The following is a 23,028-nucleotide window of genomic DNA, read 5'->3' as shown; positions in this document are numbered from 1 at the left end:
TTTATATTTTTTTTATGATGGCGACACAGTTTAGTCACAATTCTTTTTTATACTCTAAGTACATTATCCGAAAGGGTAATGGAACCTTTGTTTCAAGTGCATACTTGAAATTACAAAGCTTTTTCATACTCATACCGGGCAGCCCGAAACTGCCCGGCCCCCCTAAAACATTTTCTTTTATTTTGTATACCTACCATTCCCAAAATCAAAGGGCGAAAAGGACTGCCAAACCTTTTCGCCCTTTGATTTTGTTTTTTATCTTGTTTTTTATTTCGTTCTGTTTTCTGTATTCTTGCCTTCTGTCGTCTTTTTCCTGCCGCATAAAGCACCCAAAAACGCCGTCGACATCACAAAAAGCGAACACCAGACTAACGTTTTCCGCTCATCTCCCATAGCCGGCAGTCGGATCCTCCACAGGCCGTCCGGCCCCAGATACAGCCACGCCGCCCCGTCCGGCGAAGATGGCCTGTACCAGGCAAGAATCCTGCCGATCCGCAGCACCGGCTGAAGCTCCGGTGTCCGGGGACTCTCATGCTCCGGTCCGCCCGGCTTTCCTGGCTTTTCTTCCGGCTTATCCGGTTCTTCTGGTCTCGGTTTATCTGGATTGGGCGTCTCCGGCTTTTCTGGTTCCGGTTTGAGGGTGTCCGGTTCTTTCCGGTCCACAACCGTAACCTGATGTTTTGCCTGTTCCCCCCACGCATACGCCCCCGCTCCCATATCCGGTTCAAACTGCCAGCGCTTTACTTCCGGGTTTAAAGCATAGCCTGCAGGCGGCTCTGTTTCCCGCAATTCATACCAATACGGCTGGATTCTGCCGTTTTGCATAATCTCACCAACAGGCAGGCCTGTCTGCTCAGCCGGCGCGCTGAAACACATCCGAAAAACCGGTTCTGCCGTATCTTCCCGGATTCCTGCTGCCTGTGTATAGGCTTCCAGCTCAAAAACCGCTCCTTCCAAAGGACGACCGGATGAATCTGTTTTTTCCAGTTTCAGTGTTCCGGTCACCGGCCTGTCATTCACCCGCACGACACGGATTTCCGGCTGCCATTCATACAGGATCTGCACCGGCTCGAAGGTGGTGTAATATGCCGGGCTCTGCTGTTCTGCCAGCCAGTAAATTCCATCCGGCAGATGCCGGATCCGGTGAGGCTTTAAGTCCCCTTCTGCATATCCCTGCGGGATCCTGCGGTTGATAGCATCCAGCTCTGTGTACCGTCCGTCGCTGCCACTCACCCAGGAATCAAACAGATAACGGCTGTTCCTGGTCAATCCGCCTGTTTCATCTGCGCGATACAGCGCCAGTCTGGCTCCCGCCAGTTCTTTTGTCCCATTTTCATACACCTTTGAGATGAGCAGACTGCCTTCTTCATTTTCCACCCGATACAACTGAATTTCTCCCGTATCCGTTACTGTGATCAGCATATCCTGTGCCCGCACAAAACCGGCCGGTACCTCTGTTTCCACGAGCACATAGCTGCTGCCTGCGGGCAGATAATCCAGCCTCTGCCTGTTTTCCACTGTCAGATAACTGCAGGCATAGGCATTTACATTCGAAAGCTCCTGCCAGTTGAACTGATACTCAAACCGATACGGATGATCCGCCTGCAAATCAGTTTCCTTTGTGACTCCAATCCGGATCACAGCTCCTGTTTCCATCCGGTATACAAGCACCGTCTGCTTTGGATCCGCTGGATGAATCTGCTCTTTCTGATATTCTGCCATAAATTCTGCCCGATACAAAACATCCCCGGCATCCCACATCACACTGCTTCCCGGTTTTGCCCCATGTTCCAGATACATGGTTTCAAAAGCGTCTGGGAAGGCCTGGCAGGTAGTACCATCATCCGTTATCCAATGCGCCACCGTCAAAGATTCCTCGTACAGCGGCCGCCCTTCCTCATAGCAAACACTGCCTGTATCATCCAGCTTTGCCGGGTACAAAGTAAATCCGGCACCGCCTACTGCCATTTCTCCGTCTGCACGGTCTTTCCCATTTTCCAGGCAGTATTTCTCTACCTCTATTTTTGTGTAATCCTCCTTCATCTCGTATTGCTGAATTTCTGAACACTCCTTCACCGATACCAAAACCGGATCATGAGAAACAAAACCGGATGGAACCTGAATTTCTTTCCAGATGTATGTTCCGACGGGAAGATGTGTGATACAATGCGGTGTTCCATCCGTTGTCCAGACCATCACCGGATCGGATGTTTCCATCCCCTCTCCGTTTTCGGCTTCCGCTTTCCACAATCCAAGCAACGCATTCTCAACATATCCACAATCAAACGCTGAGTTTCCCCCACTTATCTTGGTAAATTCAGTTCTGACGGGTTCATCTATCATCGTTATTGTTTGCGTCTCAGCTGTTTCCTCCACAGAAATTCCCATAGGAAGTGCCTTGACAAAGCCCTCCGGTGCCCTCAGTTCTTCCATGATATAGCAGCCGGCTGGTACCCGTTCCAGAATATCCCCCTGTCCTCCTGTCTTTACGGATGTAAACGGATCATTGGGATACTGTTCCGATGAAATCCAGGTATTTTCCACCACATATGCCTCGCCCTTCCGATGAAAAAGTGTTTGCTCCTCATCAATCAGCATACTGTGTTCCTGCACTGCATACGCATCATGATTGTCCGCTTCCAGATTATCCGAAAGCTGGGAACGCACAAACTCTCCATTGCGGTCATACAGTTCTGTTGCCTTATCATAGCGCTCTTCACTTTTCTGATAATAGTCTGTCAGGCCATGCCGGTCATAGACCGGATTCATCGTTTTTTCAAAACTTCCATTATTAGCATCCAGAAGGATCTCATCATTCAGATTCTGTCCGTACATATTTCTGGATAGAGAAGATTTCCGATGACTTTCCTCTCCGGAATCTGACTTCCAGCTGCCGGTAAGATACGCAGTTTCTCCGCTGCCCACTATTGCCATGCGAGAGGTCGTAATCTTATCTCTGGCAATCACATTTCCATACTCATCCCGGCGGATGTTCACCGGCCATACCATCACCTGTTTCTTTCCGGCTCCGGTTCCATCCCGGCCGCAGATCTGGTCCCAGCTTCCGTTGCTTCCGTCAAAATCCCGCACCACATACGCCATGCCGGTATACGGATCTACCAGTGCATCTCGTGCTCCGTCGCGTCCTAAATGATACACATGGGTTCCCTTATCCAGAGTCAGTATTTTATCTTTTTCATCATATGTAATCTTCGTCAGGTCCCCACCCTCAAATTCCAGGAATTTTGAGGCTCCTTTCCAGGCAAAAGCCTGATATCGTCCATCTTTTCCATCGGTTTGAGGTGTAATTTTCACGCTCAGATCACTCAAATCATAGTACAAAATATCCGTATCCGGGCGCATGACCGTGACAGAATCCCAGACATTTCCATCTGCCTGAATGATCTCGCCATAACGGTCAACACCGGCCGGCCAGGATACCGTATAAAGCCGTCCGTTTTCATCCTGCTCCGGGAGAAATTCTGTTTTCGTTCCTCCGTATCCTTCCTTTACATACATGCGTTCCACATGGCCCGCATCATCCCGGCAAATCACCAGTCCCTCATATGCAAAATCCTGCGAGTCACCGGACGGCGTGATAGACATTGCGTCAAACAGCGTCATCAGCGCACCGGACGCATATTCAGAGGCATCTTTTTCACCGGCATCCCGTTCCAAAAAAGTCTCCCCGGCTTCTGTCTGCATGGCGCGCTTTTCTACCTGCAGACGGATTGGCTCATTTTCCAGATAAACGCGCGCTGTATCAATCAGATCCTGCGGCTTGGTCCCATAGGTGGTCTGTTCATCAGCTGCATCTTCATAAATTGCAGAAATCACCCGGCTGTCCCGTTCTCCATTCTGATAATAGGTAATCTGATCCGAATAAATCTCCAGCGCCACTGGTTTTGACCGGGCATAACCTGCCGGTGCTTTTGTCTCACACAGGACATAGGTTCCGGCTGAAAGCGGCTGTGGAGTATACAGATATCCAACTGTCTGCAGCTGATGCTCCGAAGCATCTGCCGGCTGTCCATCCCATACGGTCGCAAATGCTTTCATAACTCCCGTCTGCAGACCAAACCGGTCCCCCAGAAGAATCTGCTCTGACTCATCGCATACTGGAGTTCCGGCCGGTACCACGCCTGTATAACACGCTTCCGCTCCGTTAACAGCTGCTGCCACAGATTCTGTTTCGTCCATCCGTCCTGCTCCCGCGCTCCAAAATCCGGCCAGCCAGTTCCAGATACCGCCATCTCTCAAGACAGGCCGGATATTTGCTGCTCCCATTGCTGTCAGAAATTCTTTTGAACCGCAGATCTGGGTGTCCTCTTCATAGAAAAGGACTCTTCCTTCTCCATCTGATCCATCATCCCGCTTTGCTGCGTAAATACGAAACACCGCTCCATCATGCAGGATATTTTCATGAGTCTCAGAATCCAGTTTTTCCAGGCGCAGTCTGGCGGTGTAAAGCCGGTTGCGGAAACGGACATTGCCACATCCTGAAGCTTCGGAAGTATTCTCTGCATCCATGACCACAGAATGCGGAACCAGCATCGGTGCATACCTGCCGTCATAGGCTGTCTGCGAACCCTGCATGGCCGGCACCCGGTCCCGATACCAGGCTCCCGGGATATTATCCTCTGTCATCTCGCCTCCCGGATAGCTGACATTGTCAGCCGTGCAGGCCTGCTCAGAAACCGAACTGTAACGATATACCTCCGAAACAGCTTTCCGACCGTCCTGTCCTTCACTCAGATAATACGAAACAGCTACCGCCGTACGATCGTCCGCCTCATTATAGTAGTTCTGGAATGGGCGGTACGCCGACTGGGTCAGGGACGCGAAATCGCCCGCCGCCAGAGTTTCCGGCTCGCCATTCCGGAACCGGTCAATCTCCAGACCATATGGATAAATTTCAAAGTCCCCGCGGCTGCCATGAGCCTGAAGTACGCGGGACTCTTCCAGAAAACGGATCTGGTAGCGCCGTTCCAGTTCCGACGCTTTAAAAGAAGCCTGGTATCGATAAAACGGATCCAGAATTCCAGGGGACGCCTGCGCGCTCGCCTCATCCGCATAAACTGCTGGAAGTTCGATTTCCTTTGGCTGGTCTGTTTCATAATGTCTGTTTTTAAAGTCCTGAAGCCCGGCATCCTTTGGCTGCTGCTCCACCACCACATACGTTCCGTATGGAAGCATTGCTGAGATCCCATAATATTCAGAAATCTCTTCATCAGACGGATCCGGTACATCCACCGATAATGTAGCCGGATCCCCGTCTGCTCCGCCGCCCGGTGCTTCATCCCAGGCAATGGCATACAGCGCGTCCAGATCATAGGCAAAAAACGGTTTTAAATAATTCTGCGCTTTCTCAATGGCTTCCCGCATCGCACGGTCCAGAATCTCATCTGAAAACGCAGTCTCACCAGAGATACTGTTTCCATCTGCCTGTATGAACTTTGCTGCCACATCATCCAGATACCAGGTAATGGCAAATTGCCGTACCCGATCTGAAGCCCGGGTATTCCAGATCGTATCCTCGCTGCGGTTAACTGCATTGCCCACTGGCCGCCAGCTGGTGTAGGTCGGCGCCGCGTCATCCCACTTGTCGTGATTTGCCGTATCTATGGCGTCAAAAAATTTTTTATAATTTGGACGCATTGTGGTTCTTACCGTCTTTCCATCTTCCACAAGCGCTTCCGTCATTTCCAGCAGTGCCGTGTCACCAGGTTCCTGCTGTTCCTGAATCCGGCCATCCTGATAAGCATAAAGCTGTGTATTGCAGACTATCGCATCCTCCGCATTTTTGTACAATGGGTCGGTGCGGTGCAAAACCCTGGTATAGATCTGGTTTACCCGTTCCGGAAATGCATCATTAGCCTTTTTCTGTTCTTCAAAAGTGCGTTCCGTTCCCTTTCGGTCTTGCCAGATTACATTTCCCTGCTCATTCCGGTACAGATTTTGAAGATTGGATTTTAAGTATACCTTAAAGCGGAAGTTTTCTACTGCCGTTTTTCCGTTATACTGTCTGGTCCACCAGTCTTCGTGTACATCCGCATAAGAACTGGTATTCCGGTATGACGTTTTCTCAATGGTCTTGCTCACCCGGATTCTCTGTCGGATACTCCGCTCTTCTACTGCCACCGGAACCGCCTGAGTTCCGCTTCCCGGTTTTCCAGGACCATCCTGCCATACCGCCTCCTGTCCCGGATATACCAGAACAGTATGTTTTATAAAGCTGTTTTCTTCTCCTGTGGCTCCATCTTTATAATCCAGGCACGCACGCACTGACGCCTGTTTCACGGCCTGATAATACGAAGCACAGCCCATAACATCCCCCACAACCCAGTTTCCGGAAAGCATAGCCGCCTCTTCTGCTGTCAGAACCACCTGTTCCGGCCCCGGTAATACCAGCTTAAAGCGATATTCCTGTCCTTGCTCATCATTATGCAAAGATCCATAGAAGTCCGTATAACTGCTTTCCACATGCCAGATTCCGGCCTGGCCGTTTATCGGAATTTCAGTCCAGTTTCCATACAATTTCTGTGTCTCACCGGGTACGGTTTCTTCCATATAGCAGATTTTCGGAATACGCTTTCCATTCGCATCCAGCGGAATTTCTCCCGGTTCATAGTAAACAGTTTCCGAAATACAGCGGGTCACCAGACTTCCATCCGAATCAGCCTGCGCATCCGGAACCAGTACTGCAGAGACTCGTTCCAATCCTTCACCCGCCTCATTTCCAGCCCGAAAACCGGTGTAAATGCCAAAACTTTCCGGTTCTTCTTCCCCCGTATATACGGCATAGCAATATCTGGGTGTTTCAGAAGTCTCCTCCGGCACATATGGAACTCTCAGATAAAACGCTGCGCTCCTTTTCTCATTCTCCGATACATAAAAACATTCCGGATTTCCTATGCGGCCTGCATAAACCGAAACCTCCCACGCATCTTCCAATTCCCGGATCCCATCCAGGCCTCCATAAGAGTAATACGCATGATTCTGATAATAATCCAGCAAGGATGCCAGCAATTCTCCTGCTGTTACTTCCTCTCCGTTCTCCCGGACACGCGGAATCTGAAGCGTCACAACCGGAGATCCAAAGCTTACCTCCTTTCCACTTTGATATCCAGTGTCATAAACCGGATGTTCCAGTGTTGTATAACGGGTACCGGTACCTGAAGTGCCGCTCAGTTTCGGTGTTCCCTTTCCATTGCCCCGCAGAATCAGTTCCAGTTTCTGTTTGACAAAGTTCTGCTGTTCCATCTGAAATGGCTTCCTTAAAATTTCCAGCACCGTATCTTCATTCAAATTCTCTTCGGGCCGCTTCATCAGTGCTTCACAGCGGGAAGTGTCCAGTTCTTTTTCTGCCGCACACTCTGCGTCCGTCACCGACCGGCTGACCGGACGTTCTCTGGTGAGCAATGTTCCATCCGCATCATAACGTGGATACTGGCCTTGAAATTCGGTCACAGCGTAAACCGGCCTGCCAAACAGATCTGTCTCCACAGACTCGGTAAAACGCCCTGTTCCAATCTGGGCCGGTTCTGTCCTCACCTGAGTATCCAGCCGGTACAGCCTGCTTTCCTCCGGTATTTCGGAAAATACCAGATCAAATCCGCCGCTTTTTTCACTGGAAACCTGAAAAAACAGTTCCTGAAATGCCGGATCTCCATAAGCGCCGCTGGCACCAGACTGTACCTGCTGCTCCGCATAAAGGCCTTTCGTGATCACCGCATAACCTTCCCGTTCTGTTCCTGCCGATGCTTCCAGTTCCTGTCCTGCATTGGTAAACGGAGCCTTTCTGTTTCCTACAGACAGTTCATACCCTTCCGACCTGCTCAGTTCTTTTACATAGTAGCTTCCCATAAAAAGCGGTCTGCCGATCCAGCAGTTTCCATTTTTCAAACGGTAATCCGGATAGCTTCTTATGTACTGCCCGTCTTCTGTATAATCATCAAAGCTCTGATTCCGCGCATAAAGATTGGACGGCGCCATCTGGTTCCATCCGCCCGGTCTGTTTTCGATCTGTCCGGTTTCATAGTTATAGAACCTTCCCGGTGCCTCTGTACAGGCCAGAAACGAAGCATCTCCGTTTTTGTCGGTGGATGTCACTGCCACCAAATCATTTTTCTGGTATACCACACCGGTTTTTCCATCCGGGTGTACCAGATTCTCCTCTGCAAACAAACCGTAAACCGCACCCTCCAAAACTGCATCGCCCTGCGCATCTCCATAGGAATCATACCGGTCATTCTCACCTGATTTCAGATCCATATCCCGTTTATTGATATGGATCTCTCCTTCTGTCCTGTGATCATAGATCCGCCACCAGTCATCTTCCCCGTCCCGGTCACTGCAATGACTATAGCGGTCCGCCGGACCAGCCGTAATCTTCTGACCGCTTCCTGGCGCATGTAAGGCACCTTGATAAGCATCCGTGAAAAGATCCGCACTGCCCACGTCCCTGTTTCTCATGTCTGATTTAAAATCTCCATGAAACGATTTTGCTGTCTTCTCTCCGGAATCTTTCTCCCCACCACGTGAAAAATCCAGTCTCAAAATCCACGGTACCGGAGATCTGCCTTCCTCTTCCGCATCCGATTCTGTCGCCGTATGCTTCCGGTGTTCTTCTTGCTGACCTGACACAGCCATATAGTCCTGCTTCGCCAGGGCTGCATTCGACATTGTTGCCTGCGCATTCGACATACTGGCCCACTCTGTTAAAGCTTCCTGACCGGCTTCTGTGCTTCGATCATCTATCAGCAGTTCCTCATCCGTCTGCACCGGAAAAAAAATGGAACGGATTTTCTGCCAGATAGAACGCCTCTCTTTTCGCACACTGGGCACTTCAGTTTCTGAAACCAGCCTTCCGCTGCTGCCCTGCTTCCTTGCTTCCCGTACTGTTTGTGCCGGCTCTGCAAAAAACTGGTCGCTGATCCGGATCTCATGACTGTACAGCCCGGCAAAATGCGCATTTGCCCCATTCTCGGAAGCGTCTGTCGTAATGACTTCTACCGGCAGATCATCCCGGTGGTTTCCATGAAGGGTGTAACCTTCCCTGGCCGTATCCTCCGCTATAGCATAGCTGTATTGCAGCGCAATAAAATGATCATACGTTTCCTGTGTATCCTCACCACATCCAGAATCGCGAAACGCCCGGTCTGCTTCAGCAGAAACCGTGGTGCCCGCCGAAGGCGTCTCTCCTTCTTCTCCGCCGGAAGATGCGATGCTCCTGATTTCCCCTGGATCTGTTTCCGGCATGTACCAGTGAAAATGAACACCGGAAAACTCTCCCGAAGCCCAGGTTTCACAGGAAGCGCAAGTGTTCAGCCAAAGTGCTGCCAGACGGCGGTTTTCTTCTTTTGCCGCATCAATTTCCGCCTGATTCTCAATCTCTCCGGTTTCCTCATCCTCTTCCTCCTCCGGTACCGGAACAAAAACCGGTGCCGGGTGCCCGTCACAGAACGTCTTATCATAATGATATCCATGTTCTATTGTTTTCTCTGCTTCTCCATTCGTATCCGTCACCATAGCTGATACAAACTGGAAATCATCCCATAGCACCGGATTATCCCGGTGATAACTCTGATAAGGTGCTCCACCGGCATAAATATAAGCAGCTCCATCCCGGTCCGTATGAATCTCATCCTTGTCATCAAATCTTTCATATAAGGAAAATACAGCACTCTCCAGAGGCGCGCCAGTTTCATGGTCCTGCTTTTTCAGGCGGACGTTATAGGAAGAAGTCCAATCCTCTTCATGGCGGTAAATTTCAAATGCCATGCTGCCATCTTCCCCGGCTGGCGTACTTCCTCCAACGCCTGCATAATAGCAAAGCTGCGGTGCCTGTACCTCCACAAAGACCAGCCTCTGATGAGCCGCCAGCGGTGCCGCGCCATTGTACATCTGGCGGTGAGTCCCCGCGCAGCGGCTGCACCTCCAAATCTGCAGGCACTGCTCATACACCTCTTCCGGAGAAGCAAAGGTTCCGCCCCCGGTCCCATACCTGGTGCCCCGCACATCAAACATCAGATATAAAAGTCCGCCAGCTCCGGTGCTGGTCAGACGGATATCCGTATCCGTCTTCTGGCAAATCCAGCCGCCCGGAATCTGCTCACTGAATGACCCTTCTTCACCGGTAGCGGAAAATTTCAGCGGAACACTACGAATAAATTCTGAGTCCGCGCCGGAAGGATCAAATGACAGGATATATTCCCCCGGCCGCTCCACGCTCTGGGAAGGAGCCAGGAGTGCCGGACTGCCGGTATTGGTATGCCCCTGTAGCACAGCAGGCACATCTCCTCCCAATGCAGCATTTCCGCTTCCAAGCAGCCCAGCCATCTGCAGATACGTCTCCTCCCGGGCAAGCACTGCTTTCAGCCAGGGATATTTTCCGCGTACTGCCGACGAATGAATCAGCAATTTCAGATCCGCTTCTGTAACAAAGCCGGTAATCGCCGGAACGCCTTGCGCGGCAGCTCCCGCATTGATATTCCGGATTACTGCATTGATCTGCGGCACATTACCAAAACTGGCCTGCAGCGTCAGCATCCCCCAGAATATCAGCGCTGTTTCCTCCCGGCTTAATGTCTCCGAAGGAAGAATATACTCATACTCGTCTCCATCGATCAACGCCCGGTTTGCTCCGGCTCCGTCAATACAGTAATGATGGAAACCAGCCCCGTAGGCCGTGATGGTATCTCCTTTCTGGGCCGCTTCCGCCTTCCACGGCAGCATCGTTATGGCTGGAAGCAGTTTTCCACTGATCATAATGACCGCCAGAATCCACGCCGCAGTCTGTCTCACGGTTTTTCTCTTTTGATTCATTCTTTTTTCATACTCCTGTTTCCTGTCTCTGCACGATGCCATTCACAATCCATGCGCCATGTTCATTGGTCTGCTTTCCATCCGGCAAAACTGCATTGCAGCGAAGCGCGCCGCGTGTTCCATTCGATTCCTCCTCAAAATACAGGCACTGTCCATCGATCCAGTTCCATCCCGTCAGCATGCGCCCCTGAGTTCCGTCCGGGGACGGATTCAGGTAATAGCGGTTGCCGTCGGTATCCTGATACCATCCTGTTACCAGGAAACCATTTTCATCAAACCGGAACCAGTCATACGCACTCTGCCCGTCTGCTGTGCTGGCATACGGATTATGCACTGCTGCCCATTCCTTCGCGTAAGTGCGCTCTTTGTCCGCAAACATCCACTGTCCGGCCGCATTCTGCATCCAGGTTCCTGTCACAACATAGGACGGCATTGACGGACCGGCGGCTCTGGTTACCCCGCCGGAAGTAATCCCTGTGGAAGAACCGCCTCCACCGCCCCCGGAGCCTTTGGATGAGCCGCCTCCGCCCCCAGACCCGCCTGTGCTGACTCTCGGCACAGTCTCATCTACCGTAACAAATACGATCTTCACGCGGCACACGGCCTGAATATGACCATGTGTCTGGTCTTCACTGACCGCAGTCACAAGTTCTTCCAGAATGCCAGTTCCACTTACCTTTTCCAGCGGTTTTTCCTTTTTCAGAGTACGGTCCCGGTTGATCAGATTCTGGATCCAGGCCGGATTGGTCTGTCCCTGCGGATCCCACACCGGGGTAAGCCTGCAGTTTTGCCGGTTCGCCCCGGACGGTTCTAAAAGAAGGTTCTTTCCGCTCTCCGTATCCTTCCAGCTTACCTGCTCATAAAACGGATGCTCCGGCTCCAGACCGGCTGTCAGCACCACCGGCTCTGAAACCGTGATTGATTCTGTCGGCTGATAACAGCTTCCGGTCAGCCGTCTGGTGACTGTGAACTGTACCTCATCCTGATTTAAGCTCAGAGTTTCCACACGTACGGTTGTCAGATCTACAATCTGAAACTCTACAGTCACACGGCAGTTTGCGTAAAGTGCCTGGTGATTCACCGTTGTTTCCGGATTGGTCACCGCGGAAACCACTCCATATCGTGTATACACCGTATCGCGGATTGGCTCCCGGTACTGGTTTTGCGCCTGTGCCTTCACTTCACGGTTTACAATGTTCGTAATAAAAGCAGAATTCATATTGGGCATGACCAGTCCGTCTTTCATGGTATAACCGGCCTCAGAACGATTTTCCAGAAGATCGGTATCATCGACCAGCCAGCGCACTGTCCGGTCCGCCGTCTGCCCGTTTCCGTTATGCTCCGAATGGATCAGGACCGGCTGCACTTCTACGCTGTGATCCTGTTTTCCGTCCACATAGCGGGCGATCAGGATTCCTTCCGCATTTTTTACCTCTGTCACGATCTGTGGGCTTTTGCGGTCTCCGCTGCGAGTCTGCACAACCGAAATCCGCGTTTCGGCCGGATCTGCCGTCAGCCTTGTCGTCACCTTTTCATATTCCGCGCGAAGCTCTGTATCACACTCCGGCATGATAAACGAATAAGCACCTCCGCTCACATACTGCATCGGCCGTTCCTGTTCGTCCTCATCCAGATAAGTTGGCGGTTTTACGCCTCCTGTCTCATTGAGATCCACCACCATCTGGTAACGGTCCTCTGCCGTATTCTTCGGTGCGGTAGCCACTGTCACCACACCCCCTGCCCTGATCGCAGACGGGTGATCTTTATCAATATCCCGGTAGTATGAGCTGCCTGTAGATGAGATCGCAGACAGCACTGCCACATCGGTATCGTAGGTACCGTTTGCATTTCTGGCATCAATTCGCGGAATATAGACCAGATAGCCTCTGGTCGGCTCCCCCATAAAGCCCGGTGCAAAATGATCCATGGTAAACGGCAGATCCTTTTTATAGCCTTCCATGGTAAATTCACGCCCCAGCTTCTGAGTAACAATATAGCGGATGCCATCTTCCAGTTCTTCATAGAAGAATCGGTCCCCACAGTCATATTCAATCTGTCCCGCCACTGTTTTATACTTGCGTTCCAGATCGGACCAGTAACCGATGTGCGCATCCTCCGCAAACCGGTTATCCCCGTCAATGGTACTGCCAAACACCTGCTTTGCCTTCGCCAGCGTATTGGTAAACAGATAAGAAACTCGGCTGTCACGCTCTGTTCCGTAAGTAAACCGTGCGCTGCTGTCACGAGTTCCCACAAAGGTTCCCTCCCGGGATGCACTGCCGTTGTTGGTTCTGGAAACAGCTCCTGCCATGCGGGCCAGTATCAGATTCCCGCTCTCATATTTTCCGACAATACCTCCCACGGCACAGCTTCCGTTTCCACCGATCGTACCGTTCACGTAGGAATTATAAATACCGCTTAAAGTCATGACTCCTGCGATCCCGCCTACATATCCTTTCCCCTGGATCCGGTCCGACACCCCGTTCTGGGTGATCACTGCATTATCGATCAGGTAAGCCTTCTTTGCACATCCTGCAATACCTCCCACAGCACCATCCTTCTCTGCGCCATTCATGGAAATCCCCTCTGCCCGGCAATTCTCCACAATGACCGATCCATCCGACTCCTGAAGCTGCGTTCCCGCCAAAGTACCTTTTCCGCTTCCGCAGAGCATTGCCGCAATACCTCCCGCATTATGTCCGGAATACACATAACCGGATACTCTCACATTCCGGATCACAGCGCCGTTCTTCACAGCTCCTGCCAGAATTCCGACTTGATCCATCCCCCGCACCTGGTCACACTGAATTTCCAGATTTTCTACGCTGCCTCCATCGATCACGCCAAACAGACCCAGATTTGTTTTTCCGTCAAGCTCTCCGGCAATTTTCAATCCGGTTATGGTATTTCCGCATCCGTCAAAATACCCGCGAAATGGCGTTGGAACCTCTCCGCTCATTTCCGCGCGGCTGCGATACCAGCCGATCGGATTCCAGTCCCCGCGGTTGATGGCAATTCCTCCAAGATCCAGGCTTTGCGTCAGTTCGAAATAACAGCCCTTATAATCATTCCCGGCCGCAACGGACTCGGCCAGCCCCATCAGATGAGAAAGCGTCTCAAGCTGATAGGGAGACTCTCTTGTTCCTTCTCCCGGAAAATTCACATTGCCGTTCCAGTCCTCCCACAGATCTCCAGTTACCGGAATCTGTGCCGCCAACAGCAAAAGATTGGATGGCGTTGCAGGCTCTGACCACTGTACCGCATCGGATGGCGTTGCAGGCTCTGACCACAGGATCGCGTCAGAGGCCGTTGCCAGATTCTCTTCCGGCTCTTCCTCATCCCACACTTCCTCCAATATTTCGGAAGAATCTACACTCCCATTACTCTCGGTTACTCTTGCATGACCGGCTCTTCCTTCCGGAATCCATCCGCCGGCATTTTCCGCCATGGCAATCCCGGCCGGAAAAACTCCCGGTGAAAGCACGGTAAGCAATACTGCCATCGCAGACGCTGTCTGACGTTTCCTGTAAAATTTCTTTTTGCTGGTTCTCATACATCCCCCTTATCCTACATCTGCGGCAGCACAAAAGCCGGCCGCACCCCTGTTGTTCCTGTTACACGCAATTCCTCATCCGCTTCTGGTTTCTGATCTGCTGTTGTCCGCACATCTCTTCCTGCCTCCTGCATGTCATTCCGCACACCGCTTTCTGCCGTCTGCACATCAGTCCGTACCTTTTCCGGCCGGATATTGCCCTGCACCAGATCCACAATATAGACCTGAGTACCCTCTGCGCTTTTGCATGGTGTGCGGAGCCAGTAGCCTTTACAGAATTCACTGATCTGCGTCTCCGGATTCCGCTTTCTGACCGGGCCAAACCGCCACAGCCAGTTCCGGTAGCGATATGCCTCGTCCACTGAAAGAATGAACAGCTGATCCACCAGCTTCTGGCTGCCCAGATATCTGGCAGTCAGCTCATCTCCGGAAAACTGCTCCCACAATTCTCTTCCCGTCTGCCCCTGATAAGCTCGTTCCACGCCGATATTCACCATTTCCGCATCTGAAAATTGTTCTGCAGAGCCGGAAAGCCATGCACGTATCGCGGAATATTTATAATCCGCGGTTTCTCCAAAGCGTACGATCGGTCCCGAAGCATACACATAACCATGAGAAGCGTCCTCCGGCGTCTCAAACTGATAATGGGAACCGGTGTTGGCCGGTATTACCTCATCACACAAAAATAAGGCTCCCTTTCTGTGGTAATCCATATGGTCTGCATAATTCTGATCAATGCAGCGGAAACGGTATGCTGTTCCCCCGATATTCCGTATAACAGTATCCCCGATATTCCAGTGCCGGATCTGAGTCTCCGTCCCGGTCCCGGCTCCATAAACCGTCAGTCCCGGTCCCGCTGTCAGAATCGTCCATGCGCAGACGATCAGAAGCAGACCTTTGCGTCCTCGTTCTGAATGCATCGCATTCCCCCTCTCCCTTTTTGCGATCCTGTTTTTTGTATTCTGATCCTATGTGAAAATGCGCGAACTGCGCCTGAGCTGCACGTAACAGACAGCCTGATGATAAAACTGCCCTGTTTCAAGCTGAAGCGGCAAAACATTGCCATAAAGCCCAACAGGAACATAGAAACATAAATATAAAAGTGAAAATAAATGAAATGTGAAAATAAAACTAAGATAACAGAAAAACAGAATCTCAGATAAATCGTTACTGTGCCATCATCATAGCACAGTAACGATACCAGTACAAGAAAAGTTCATCGACAAAAGCTGACACCAGACGACATAAGCCGGCTCTTAACCGCGCAGGCAGAATTCGCTGCAGTCTACCACGCGAGTGGCAAAGCCCTCGTAAAATTCCGGCTCATGGCAGATCAGAAGGATGCTGCCTTTGTATGCCTTCAGGGCACGGGCCAGCTCCTCCTTGGCGTCCACATCCAGATGGTTAGTCGGCTCATCCAGAAGAAGAACATTGGTCTCGCGGTTGATCAGTTTACATAATCTTACCTTTGCCTGCTCACCGCCGGACAAGACACGTACCTGGCTCTCGATGTGTTTGGTCGTCAGGCCGCATTTTGCCAGGGCAGAACGTACCTGATACTGGGTGTAGGACGGAAATTCCTTCCAGATTTCCTCAATGCAGGTGGTGGTATTTCCCGGTGCCATCTCCTGCTCAAAATAGCCAAGATACAGATAATCACCTAACTCCACGCTGCCGGAAAGTGCCGGGATCAGGCCCAGGATACTCTTTAACAGGGTAGTCTTTCCGATTCCGTTGGAGCCCTTTAAGACGACCTTCTCACCGCGTTCCATGCTGATGTCAAACGGGCGGGTCAGCGGCTCGTCGTAGCCGATCACCAGGTCCTTCGCCTCAAAGATCATTTTGCCGGCAGCACGGGCTTCCATAAAATTAAACTCCGGCTTCGGCTTCTCCTTCGCCAGCTCAATGACCTCCATCTTATCCAGCTTTTTCTGGCGGGACATGGCCATATTTCGGGTGGAAACTCTTGCCTTATTGCGGGCCACAAAATCCTCAAGCTCTGCGATCTCCTGCTGCTGACGCTTATAAGCGGCCTCAAGCTGTGCTTTCTTCACTGCGTAAACTTCCTGGAAATGATCGTAATCGCCCACATAACGGTCCAGCTTCTGGTTCTCCATGTGGTAGATCAGGTTGATGACGCTGTTTAAGAAGGGAATATCATGGGAGATCAGAATAAAGGCATTCTCATACTCCTGCAGATAACGCTTCAGCCATTCAATATGCTGCTCATCCAGATAATTGGTCGGCTCATCCAAAAGCAGGATGTCCGGCTTTTCCAGAAGCAGCTTTCCCAGAAGCACCTTGGTACGCTGGCCACCGGAAAGTTCGGAAACATCCTTATCCATGCCAATCTCCTGCAGGCCCAGCGCGCGGCCTACCTCTTCTACCTTGCTGTCAATGATATAAAAGTCATGGGCCATCAGAAGGTCCTGAATCGTGCCAAGCTCCTCCATCATGGCATTCATCTCGTCCTCGGATGCCTCGCCCATCTTATCGCAGATGGCATTCATCTGCTCTTCCATCTCAAACAGATACGCAAACGCGCTCTTTAACACATCGCGGATGGTCATGCCCTTTTCCAGTACGGTGTGCTGGTCCAGATAACCGGCGCGCACATGCTTTGCCCACTCAACCTTGCCCTCATCCGGCTGCAGTTTTCCGGTGATAATGCTCATGAAGGTAGATTTACCCTCGCCGTTGGCGCCCACCAGACCGATATGCTCACCCTTTAACAGACGGAACGAAACGTCCTGGAAAATAGCTCGGTCACCAAATCCGTGACTTAAATGCTCTACATTTAAAATACTCATGAAAACTCCTCTCAAAACCTCTCAGACACAAACAATCTCTGCAAAATGTTGAAATCTGCGGCTATACCGCATTTTGCGAATGCTACTATTTTACCTAACAAATTCTGCGGTGGCAAGCTCTTTTCCCGGAATTTGCGCATATCTTATGGTAATTACACACCGGTTCATGTGAACCAGGCGCTCTGCCTGTCACATGGCCCCGGCAAACATGACCAGGTGATTCCATGGTACTTCCGCTCAGCCACATTCCCCCTGCCTCCGATGCCCGCATCATCTGGATCGCCAGTGAACCGGCACGCCGGGAGAAGCTTGCCCGGCAGGGCTTTATTCCCGATGAAGCCGTACACTGCGTGTGCCGTTCCCTCCGAAGGCGGCTCTTTTTATTCCGGGTGCGCGGCCGTCTGATTTTACTGCCGCGAAAGCTTGCAGGCGAAATTTTTGCCGAAATCCAACACTGATCGTTCAAAAACAAATGCTTAACAATTTTTATCAGACGCAGTATAATGGAAAAAATTTCCAGCAGGAGGAGACATGAAATGATAAGTCAGATCACTAGAGATGAAGCATTGAACTTACTGAAAACCTACAACAAGGAGCCATTCCACATTCTGCACGGTCTCACCGTAGAAGGCGTCATGCGCTGGTACGCGAGGGAGCTTGGTTATGGAGATGAGGAGGATTTCTGGGGAATCTGCGGACTGCTCCACGATATTGATTTTGAGCTTTACCCGGAGCAGCACTGCACAAAAGCGCCGGAGCTGTTAAAGGCCGGCGGTGTCGGCGATGACATGATCCATGCCATCTGCTCCCATGGCTATGGCATCTGCTGCGATGTAGAGCCGGTCCATGAGATGGAGAAGGTGCTGTTCGCCGCAGATGAGCTGACCGGTCTGATCGGAGCCGCAGCCCGCATGCGCCCATCCAAAAGCACCAGGGATATGGAGGTTTCCAGCTTAAAGAAAAAATTCAAGGATAAAAAATTTGCTGCAGGCTGCTCCCGCGACATCATCCGCACCGGTGCCGAACGCCTGGGATGGGAGCTGGATGAGCTCTTTGCAAAGACCATCGAGGCAATGCGCTCCTGCGAGGACGCCGTGAATGCGGAGATGGAGGCCTGAAAATACAAAAACCGCGTAGCTACGCGGTTTTAAGGAAGCAGGCGACGGGAATCGAACCCGCCTCCTCAGCTTGGGAAGCTGATGTTCTACCAATGAACTACGCCTGCGTTTTCTATGGAAACACTGTTTATTATAAATCGTATTTTTCAAAAAGTAAAGAGATTCCTGTTTTTTGAAAAAAGCAGGAATCTCTTTTCAAAATGATTATGCTTCCTTCGGGAAGATCCGGCTGCCATAGCGCGCCGCAAATACATGACCATCTTCGTCACGGATCGCAGTCAGGTAAATGTCGGAATAGGTTTTCCGTACCATACCCTGCCACGGATATACGGCCTGAAGTGCGGTCGGATTTCCGTTTACCTTCATGCTCAGGGTTCCGTTTTCTACAGTCAGCGTAAATGCATCACCCTCACCGGATACATAGCTTCCGGCTAACTCTTCCAGTTCTTCGGCGCTCCAGCTGCGTTCTGCGTGGATCTGCCGTTCTTCCTCGACCTCAAGACCGCAGTAGGCATTCAGGGCTGCGTCTGCGATGGCTGCCACGGAAACATCCATGGTATTGCACAGCACCACAATACCAACCTCTTCCTGCGGACAGAAGGAGAAGTTGGAGGATACGCCCGGAAGGCTTCCGCCGTGCTCATAAACAGCACGATCACCTACCTGCTTCGTCTCCAGACCGTAGCCATAGTATATGCCCGGCTTCATGAACTGTCTCGGCTTTTCCATTTCCTGAACAGCATAGCGCTCTACGATGCGGTTTCCGTTTCCTGCCACACCTTCATTCAGATACATAACAGCATACTTCAGCATATCACCCAGAGTGGACTTCATACCGCCGCCGCCGTGCAGGACGAATGCATCATTCTGGTAGTCGCGGTCAGCTCTCCAGGTTCCGTTCTCCAGAGAATACAGGATTGCCGCATTCTCGTCCTGGCTATTGCGGATAAAGCTGATGTTGCTGCGGTCCATACCGATCGGCTTCAGGATCTTCTTATCCAGATACTCTGCAAAGGAGCCATAACCGGAATGACGGCGCACAATATCAGAAAGCAGACCAAAACCGTCGTTGCAGTAGCTCATGCGCTGTCCCGGACGTCCGGTGAAACGGGTCTGGGAATCCAGGCGGCCTGCCACACGGCGGATGCCTTCCTCTGCAAAGTCTTCCCGGTAAATGAGCTCTGCATCCAGGGAATCCTCAATCCTCATCTCCTGCGCGGTCTTATCCACTACAATACGCGGAAGCGGGAAATAGCCGCCGCTGTGGCACATCAAATGCCACAGCTTAACCGGCTCAGACTGATTCTTGTTGGTGAACTCCGGAATGTATCTGGAAACCGGATCATCTACCTTTAAAAGGCCGTCCTGCTGCATCTGCATGATGGACAGTGCCGTAAAGGATTTGGTCACAGATGCCATACCGAAGATGGTGTCTCTGGTGATCGGGAGCTTGTTCTCCGCGTCACGGTAACCGAAGTAATTTTCGTACTGGATCTCTCCGGCTGCATTGACGATGCCGACCGCGATACCGCGGGCCTGGCCATCCTTCATTACGCGGGCAACCAGCTCTTCCAGCTTTGCCTTGCCCTCCTGTGTCATACGGTTCATGCCAGCATCTCCTTTTTCAGACGTTTGATGCCAAGGCCCGGATCAGAAGAAAGGATCAGGTGTCTGGTATCTTTTACGGTAAAGCCGCCCTCGTACGGAAGCTCTTTTAAGGAGAAGGTTGCGTCCAGATCCGCACGTGTAATGTTCTTTAATGCCGCACCCAGGGAAGCAGCCGCGGTTACACCGATACCGCTCTCCTCTGCCATACAGCCCAGCATGACCTCCACACCTGCTGCCTCTGCGATCGCGGTGATCTTCTTTGCCTCATACAGGCCGCCGCACTTCATCAGCTTGATGTTGATGAGATCTACAGCACGCTGGGATACTAACCGCAGGGCATCCTTGGAGTCCCAGCAACTTTCATCTGCCATGATCGGCACAGAGCTGTGGGCGGTCACGAATTTCAGTCCCTCAAAATCAAATCGCGGAACCGGCTGCTCTACCAGCTCGATATCGTACTCGTTCAGGCGGTTGATGAGTTCAACAGCCTCCTTGGCTTTCCAGCCCTGGTTTGCGTCCAGACGGATCTTCACCTGGTCACCGACTGCCTCACGGATCGCGCGGACTCTTGCCAGATCGGAAGCAAAGTCTACGCCGACCTTGGTCTTGATCACGTTAAAGCCTGCCTGTACATGTGCCTTTGCATGCTCTGCCATGACTGCCGGATCGTCGATGCCAACGGTCATATCTGTCTCGATCTCGCCGGAAAGTCCGCCCAGAACCTTATACAGCGGAAGATTGGTGCTCTTGCCGATGATGTCATGGCATGCCAGGTCGATGGCTGCCTTTGCAGTACCTGCATACGCTACGGTACGGTTCATCACGGTATAGATTGCCTCCATGTCACGCGGGTCCATGCCGATAAGCTTCTCCTTCAGACGCTCTACGGTAGCGATGGTTCCATCGAGGTTTTCACCGGTGATCAGCGGTCCCGGAGAGCCCTCACCATAACCGGTGATGCCGGCATCGGTCTCAATCTCAACCAGGCAGCTGACTGCGTGAGTGATGAGACCCAGCGCAATGCGGAACGGACGCACCAGCGGCACCTGCATTCTGTAGGTCTTAATGTTGGTAATTTTCATGATACTTCTATACCTCCCCAATTATTTTTCTTCTGTAGTTTCGTTCTGCGCGCAGGCTCCATTGCAGAAATGACAGGCGCACAGATGACCTCCTCCAATATCTCTAAGCTCCGGCTTCTGCGTGGAACAGATTTCCTGAGCCATGAAGCAGCGGGTGTGGAAGATACATCCGGACGGCGGGTTTGCCGGGCTCGGCAGATCGCCCTGGAGAATGATCTTCTTCCTCTTGGAATGGCGCTCCGGTACCGGAATTGCGGACAGCAGCGCCTGGGTGTACGGATGGGACGGGTTCGCAAACAGCTCTTTCTTGTCCGCCAGCTCTACCACATGTCCCAGATACATAACCATGACACGGTCTGAAATATGCTTGATAACGCTTAAGTTGTGGGAAATGAAGATATATGCCATTCCCATGGATTCCTGCAGCTGGCGCAGCAGATTCAGTACCTGAGACTGGATGGAAACATCCAGTGCGGATACCGGCTCATCGCAGACTACCAGAGACGGGTTAAGCACGATCGCGCGGGCAATACCGATTCTCTGACGCTGTCCGCCGGAGAACTCGTGAGGATAGCGGTTGTAGTATTTGGTGTTCAGTCCTACGACCTCCATCACCTTTAACACCTGTGCCCGGGTCTCCTCCTGGGTCTTATAGCGTTTCTGAATATTTAACGGCTCGGCAATGATCTCGCCGATGGTCATTCTCGGATTTAAGGATGCGTACGGATCCTGGAAAATGATCTGCATATCTGCGCGCATTTTCCGCAGCTCCTGGCCGCTTGCCTTGGTGAAATCCTTTCCCTTGTAGAAGATCTCGCCGGAGGTCGGCTCGATCAGACGAAGCACAGAGCGGCCCATGGTAGATTTACCGCAGCCGGACTCACCAACCACACCCAGGGTTTCTTTCGGATTCAGGGTAAAGGATACATCGTCCACCGCCTTGATCCATGACTTATCTTTCTGGAAGAAGGAAGATTTTCCCGCGAACAGTTTCCGCAGGTTCCGGACCTCCAGAAGCGGGGTCTTTTCATTTACTTCACTCATCAGATGTTCTCCTCCCACTCCTTCGTATATTTAAAGCAGCGCACTTTGCGGCCCTCGGCTTCGACTAACTCCGGCATCTTCTGACGGCAGATCTCGCGGGCCTGCGGACATCTCGGGCAGAACGCGCAGCCTGCCGGCATATCATCAAAGCTTGGCACCATGCCCTTGATAACGCTCAGCTCTTTGGTGTCGTCATCATCCAGCTTCGGAATGCACTTCATCAGTCCGTCCGTATACGGATGCATCGGCTTGTCAAAGATCTGGTCGCAGCTTGCGTGCTCAACGACCTTGCCTGCGTACATAACCATAACATCATCCGCAACCTCTGCGATGACACCCAGGTCGTGGGTAATCATCATAACGGAGGTTCCGGTCTTTTCTTTTAACTCATTGATGAGGTCCAGGATCTGCGCCTGAATGGTTACGTCCAGCGCAGTAGTCGGCTCATCACAGATCAGCATAGCCGGATTACAGCAGAGTGCCATGGCAATCATGACACGCTGACGCATACCGCCGGAAAGCTGATGCGGGTACTCGTCGAAGCGGCGCTCCGCAAGCGGGATCTTAACCAGCTTTAACATCTCGATGGCGCGGGCTTTTGCTTCCTGCTTGGTCATTTTCTCATGAAGGAGCAGGGCCTCGATCAGCTGCTGTCCGATGGTATAAACCGGATTCAAGGATGTCATCGGCTCCTGGAAGATCATGGCAATCTTCTTGCCGCGGATGTTGCGCATCTGAGCCTCCGTCATCTTTAAGAGGTCTTCCCCCTCAAACAGGATCTCACCGCCCTCGATCTTACCAGGACGCTCTACCAGACCCATGATCGATAAGGAAGTGATACTTTTTCCGCAGCCGGACTCACCTACAATGCCGAGGGTCTTACCCTTTTCCACATTGAAGGAAACATCGTTAACCGCTTTCACAAGTCCGGCCTCAGTATGAAAGTAGGTTTTTAAATTTTTTACCTGTAAAATATTCTCTGCCAT

General features: G+C 51.7%; 10 protein-coding genes and 1 tRNA gene. 2 read left to right on the top strand and 9 right to left on the bottom strand.

All coding sequences use genetic code 11. From position 1 onward, the window contains the following. Positions 1-267: 267 nt before the first annotated feature. From ACMP1L_RS01030 to ACMP1L_RS01015, 4 genes are all read right to left on the bottom strand, one after another. Positions 268-10,827 carry an MSCRAMM family protein gene (locus ACMP1L_RS01030; protein ID WP_418451741.1) on the bottom strand — a complete coding sequence of 3,520 codons (10,560 nt, stop codon included), beginning with the start codon at positions 10,825-10,827 and terminating at the stop codon, positions 268-270. Positions 10,828-10,834: 7 nt separating this feature from the next. Next, entirely contained in the window at positions 10,835-14,380 is a 3,546-nt protein-coding gene (locus ACMP1L_RS01025; RefSeq protein WP_418451740.1) for a M26 family metallopeptidase, read from the bottom strand. 14 nt (positions 14,381-14,394) lie between these two features. Further along, entirely contained in the window at positions 14,395-15,300 is a 906-nt protein-coding gene (locus ACMP1L_RS01020; RefSeq protein ID WP_418451739.1) for a DUF6273 domain-containing protein, read from the bottom strand. 336 nt (positions 15,301-15,636) lie between these two features. Further along, positions 15,637-17,190, bottom strand: coding sequence for an ABC-F family ATP-binding cassette domain-containing protein (locus ACMP1L_RS01015; protein ID WP_118731934.1), 1,554 nt, complete (start codon positions 17,188-17,190; stop codon positions 15,637-15,639). A gap of 224 nt (positions 17,191-17,414) precedes the next feature. Between ACMP1L_RS01015 and ACMP1L_RS01010 the strand changes: the two genes are divergently transcribed. Both ACMP1L_RS01010 and ACMP1L_RS01005 read left to right on the top strand, forming a co-directional pair. Further along, on the top strand, positions 17,415-17,648 hold the full coding sequence (locus ACMP1L_RS01010; protein ID WP_418451737.1) for a FeoA domain-containing protein: 234 nt from the start codon (positions 17,415-17,417) through the stop codon (positions 17,646-17,648). A 78-nt stretch (positions 17,649-17,726) separates the two neighbouring features. Further along, positions 17,727-18,308 carry a hydrolase gene (locus ACMP1L_RS01005; RefSeq protein WP_177291884.1) on the top strand — a complete coding sequence of 194 codons (582 nt, stop codon included), beginning with the start codon at positions 17,727-17,729 and terminating at the stop codon, positions 18,306-18,308. 36 nt (positions 18,309-18,344) lie between these two features. On the opposite strand, the gene ACMP1L_RS01000 is transcribed toward ACMP1L_RS01005, so the two are convergent. From ACMP1L_RS01000 to ACMP1L_RS00980, 5 genes are all read right to left on the bottom strand, one after another. Next, positions 18,345-18,415, bottom strand: a tRNA-Gly gene (locus tag ACMP1L_RS01000). 97 nt (positions 18,416-18,512) lie between these two features. Next, positions 18,513-19,916: a serine hydrolase domain-containing protein gene (locus ACMP1L_RS00995; protein WP_418451735.1), complete on the bottom strand. Its 1,404-nt coding sequence runs from the start codon at positions 19,914-19,916 to the stop codon at positions 18,513-18,515. After that, positions 19,913-20,998, bottom strand: coding sequence for a mandelate racemase/muconate lactonizing enzyme family protein (locus ACMP1L_RS00990; RefSeq protein WP_418451734.1), 1,086 nt, complete (start codon positions 20,996-20,998; stop codon positions 19,913-19,915). Before ACMP1L_RS00990 ends, ACMP1L_RS00995 begins: the two co-directional genes overlap by 4 nt. A gap of 21 nt (positions 20,999-21,019) precedes the next feature. Next, positions 21,020-22,042, bottom strand: a complete 1,023-nt coding sequence (locus ACMP1L_RS00985) for an ABC transporter ATP-binding protein (RefSeq protein ID WP_118731939.1) — start codon at positions 22,040-22,042, stop codon at positions 21,020-21,022. After that, entirely contained in the window at positions 22,042-23,028 is a 987-nt protein-coding gene (locus tag ACMP1L_RS00980; protein WP_118731940.1) for an ABC transporter ATP-binding protein, read from the bottom strand. Before ACMP1L_RS00980 ends, ACMP1L_RS00985 begins: the two co-directional genes overlap by 1 nt.

The sequence above is a fragment of the Ventrimonas sp. genome, from assembly GCF_048380235.1.
In the GTDB taxonomy this organism is placed as follows: Bacteria; Bacillota; Clostridia; order Lachnospirales; family Lachnospiraceae; genus Brotaphodocola.
This window is presented reverse-complemented; position numbering and strand designations above follow the sequence as displayed.

Coding starts and splice junctions, on each gene's coding strand:
- ACMP1L_RS01030 (WP_418451741.1), bottom strand. CDS start 10,827: ATGAATCAAAAGAGAAAAACCGTGAGACAGACTGCGGCGTGGATTCTG.
- ACMP1L_RS01025 (WP_418451740.1), bottom strand. CDS start 14,380: ATGAGAACCAGCAAAAAGAAATTTTACAGGAAACGTCAGACAGCGTCT.
- ACMP1L_RS01020 (WP_418451739.1), bottom strand. CDS start 15,300: ATGCATTCAGAACGAGGACGCAAAGGTCTGCTTCTGATCGTCTGCGCA.
- ACMP1L_RS01015 (WP_118731934.1), bottom strand. CDS start 17,190: ATGAGTATTTTAAATGTAGAGCATTTAAGTCACGGATTTGGTGACCGA.
- ACMP1L_RS01010 (WP_418451737.1), top strand. CDS start 17,415: ATGGTACTTCCGCTCAGCCACATTCCCCCTGCCTCCGATGCCCGCATC.
- ACMP1L_RS01005 (WP_177291884.1), top strand. CDS start 17,727: ATGATAAGTCAGATCACTAGAGATGAAGCATTGAACTTACTGAAAACC.
- ACMP1L_RS00995 (WP_418451735.1), bottom strand. CDS start 19,916: ATGAACCGTATGACACAGGAGGGCAAGGCAAAGCTGGAAGAGCTGGTT.
- ACMP1L_RS00990 (WP_418451734.1), bottom strand. CDS start 20,998: ATGAAAATTACCAACATTAAGACCTACAGAATGCAGGTGCCGCTGGTG.
- ACMP1L_RS00985 (WP_118731939.1), bottom strand. CDS start 22,042: ATGAGTGAAGTAAATGAAAAGACCCCGCTTCTGGAGGTCCGGAACCTG.
- ACMP1L_RS00980 (WP_118731940.1), bottom strand. CDS start 23,028: ATGGCAGAGAATATTTTACAGGTAAAAAATTTAAAAACCTACTTTCAT.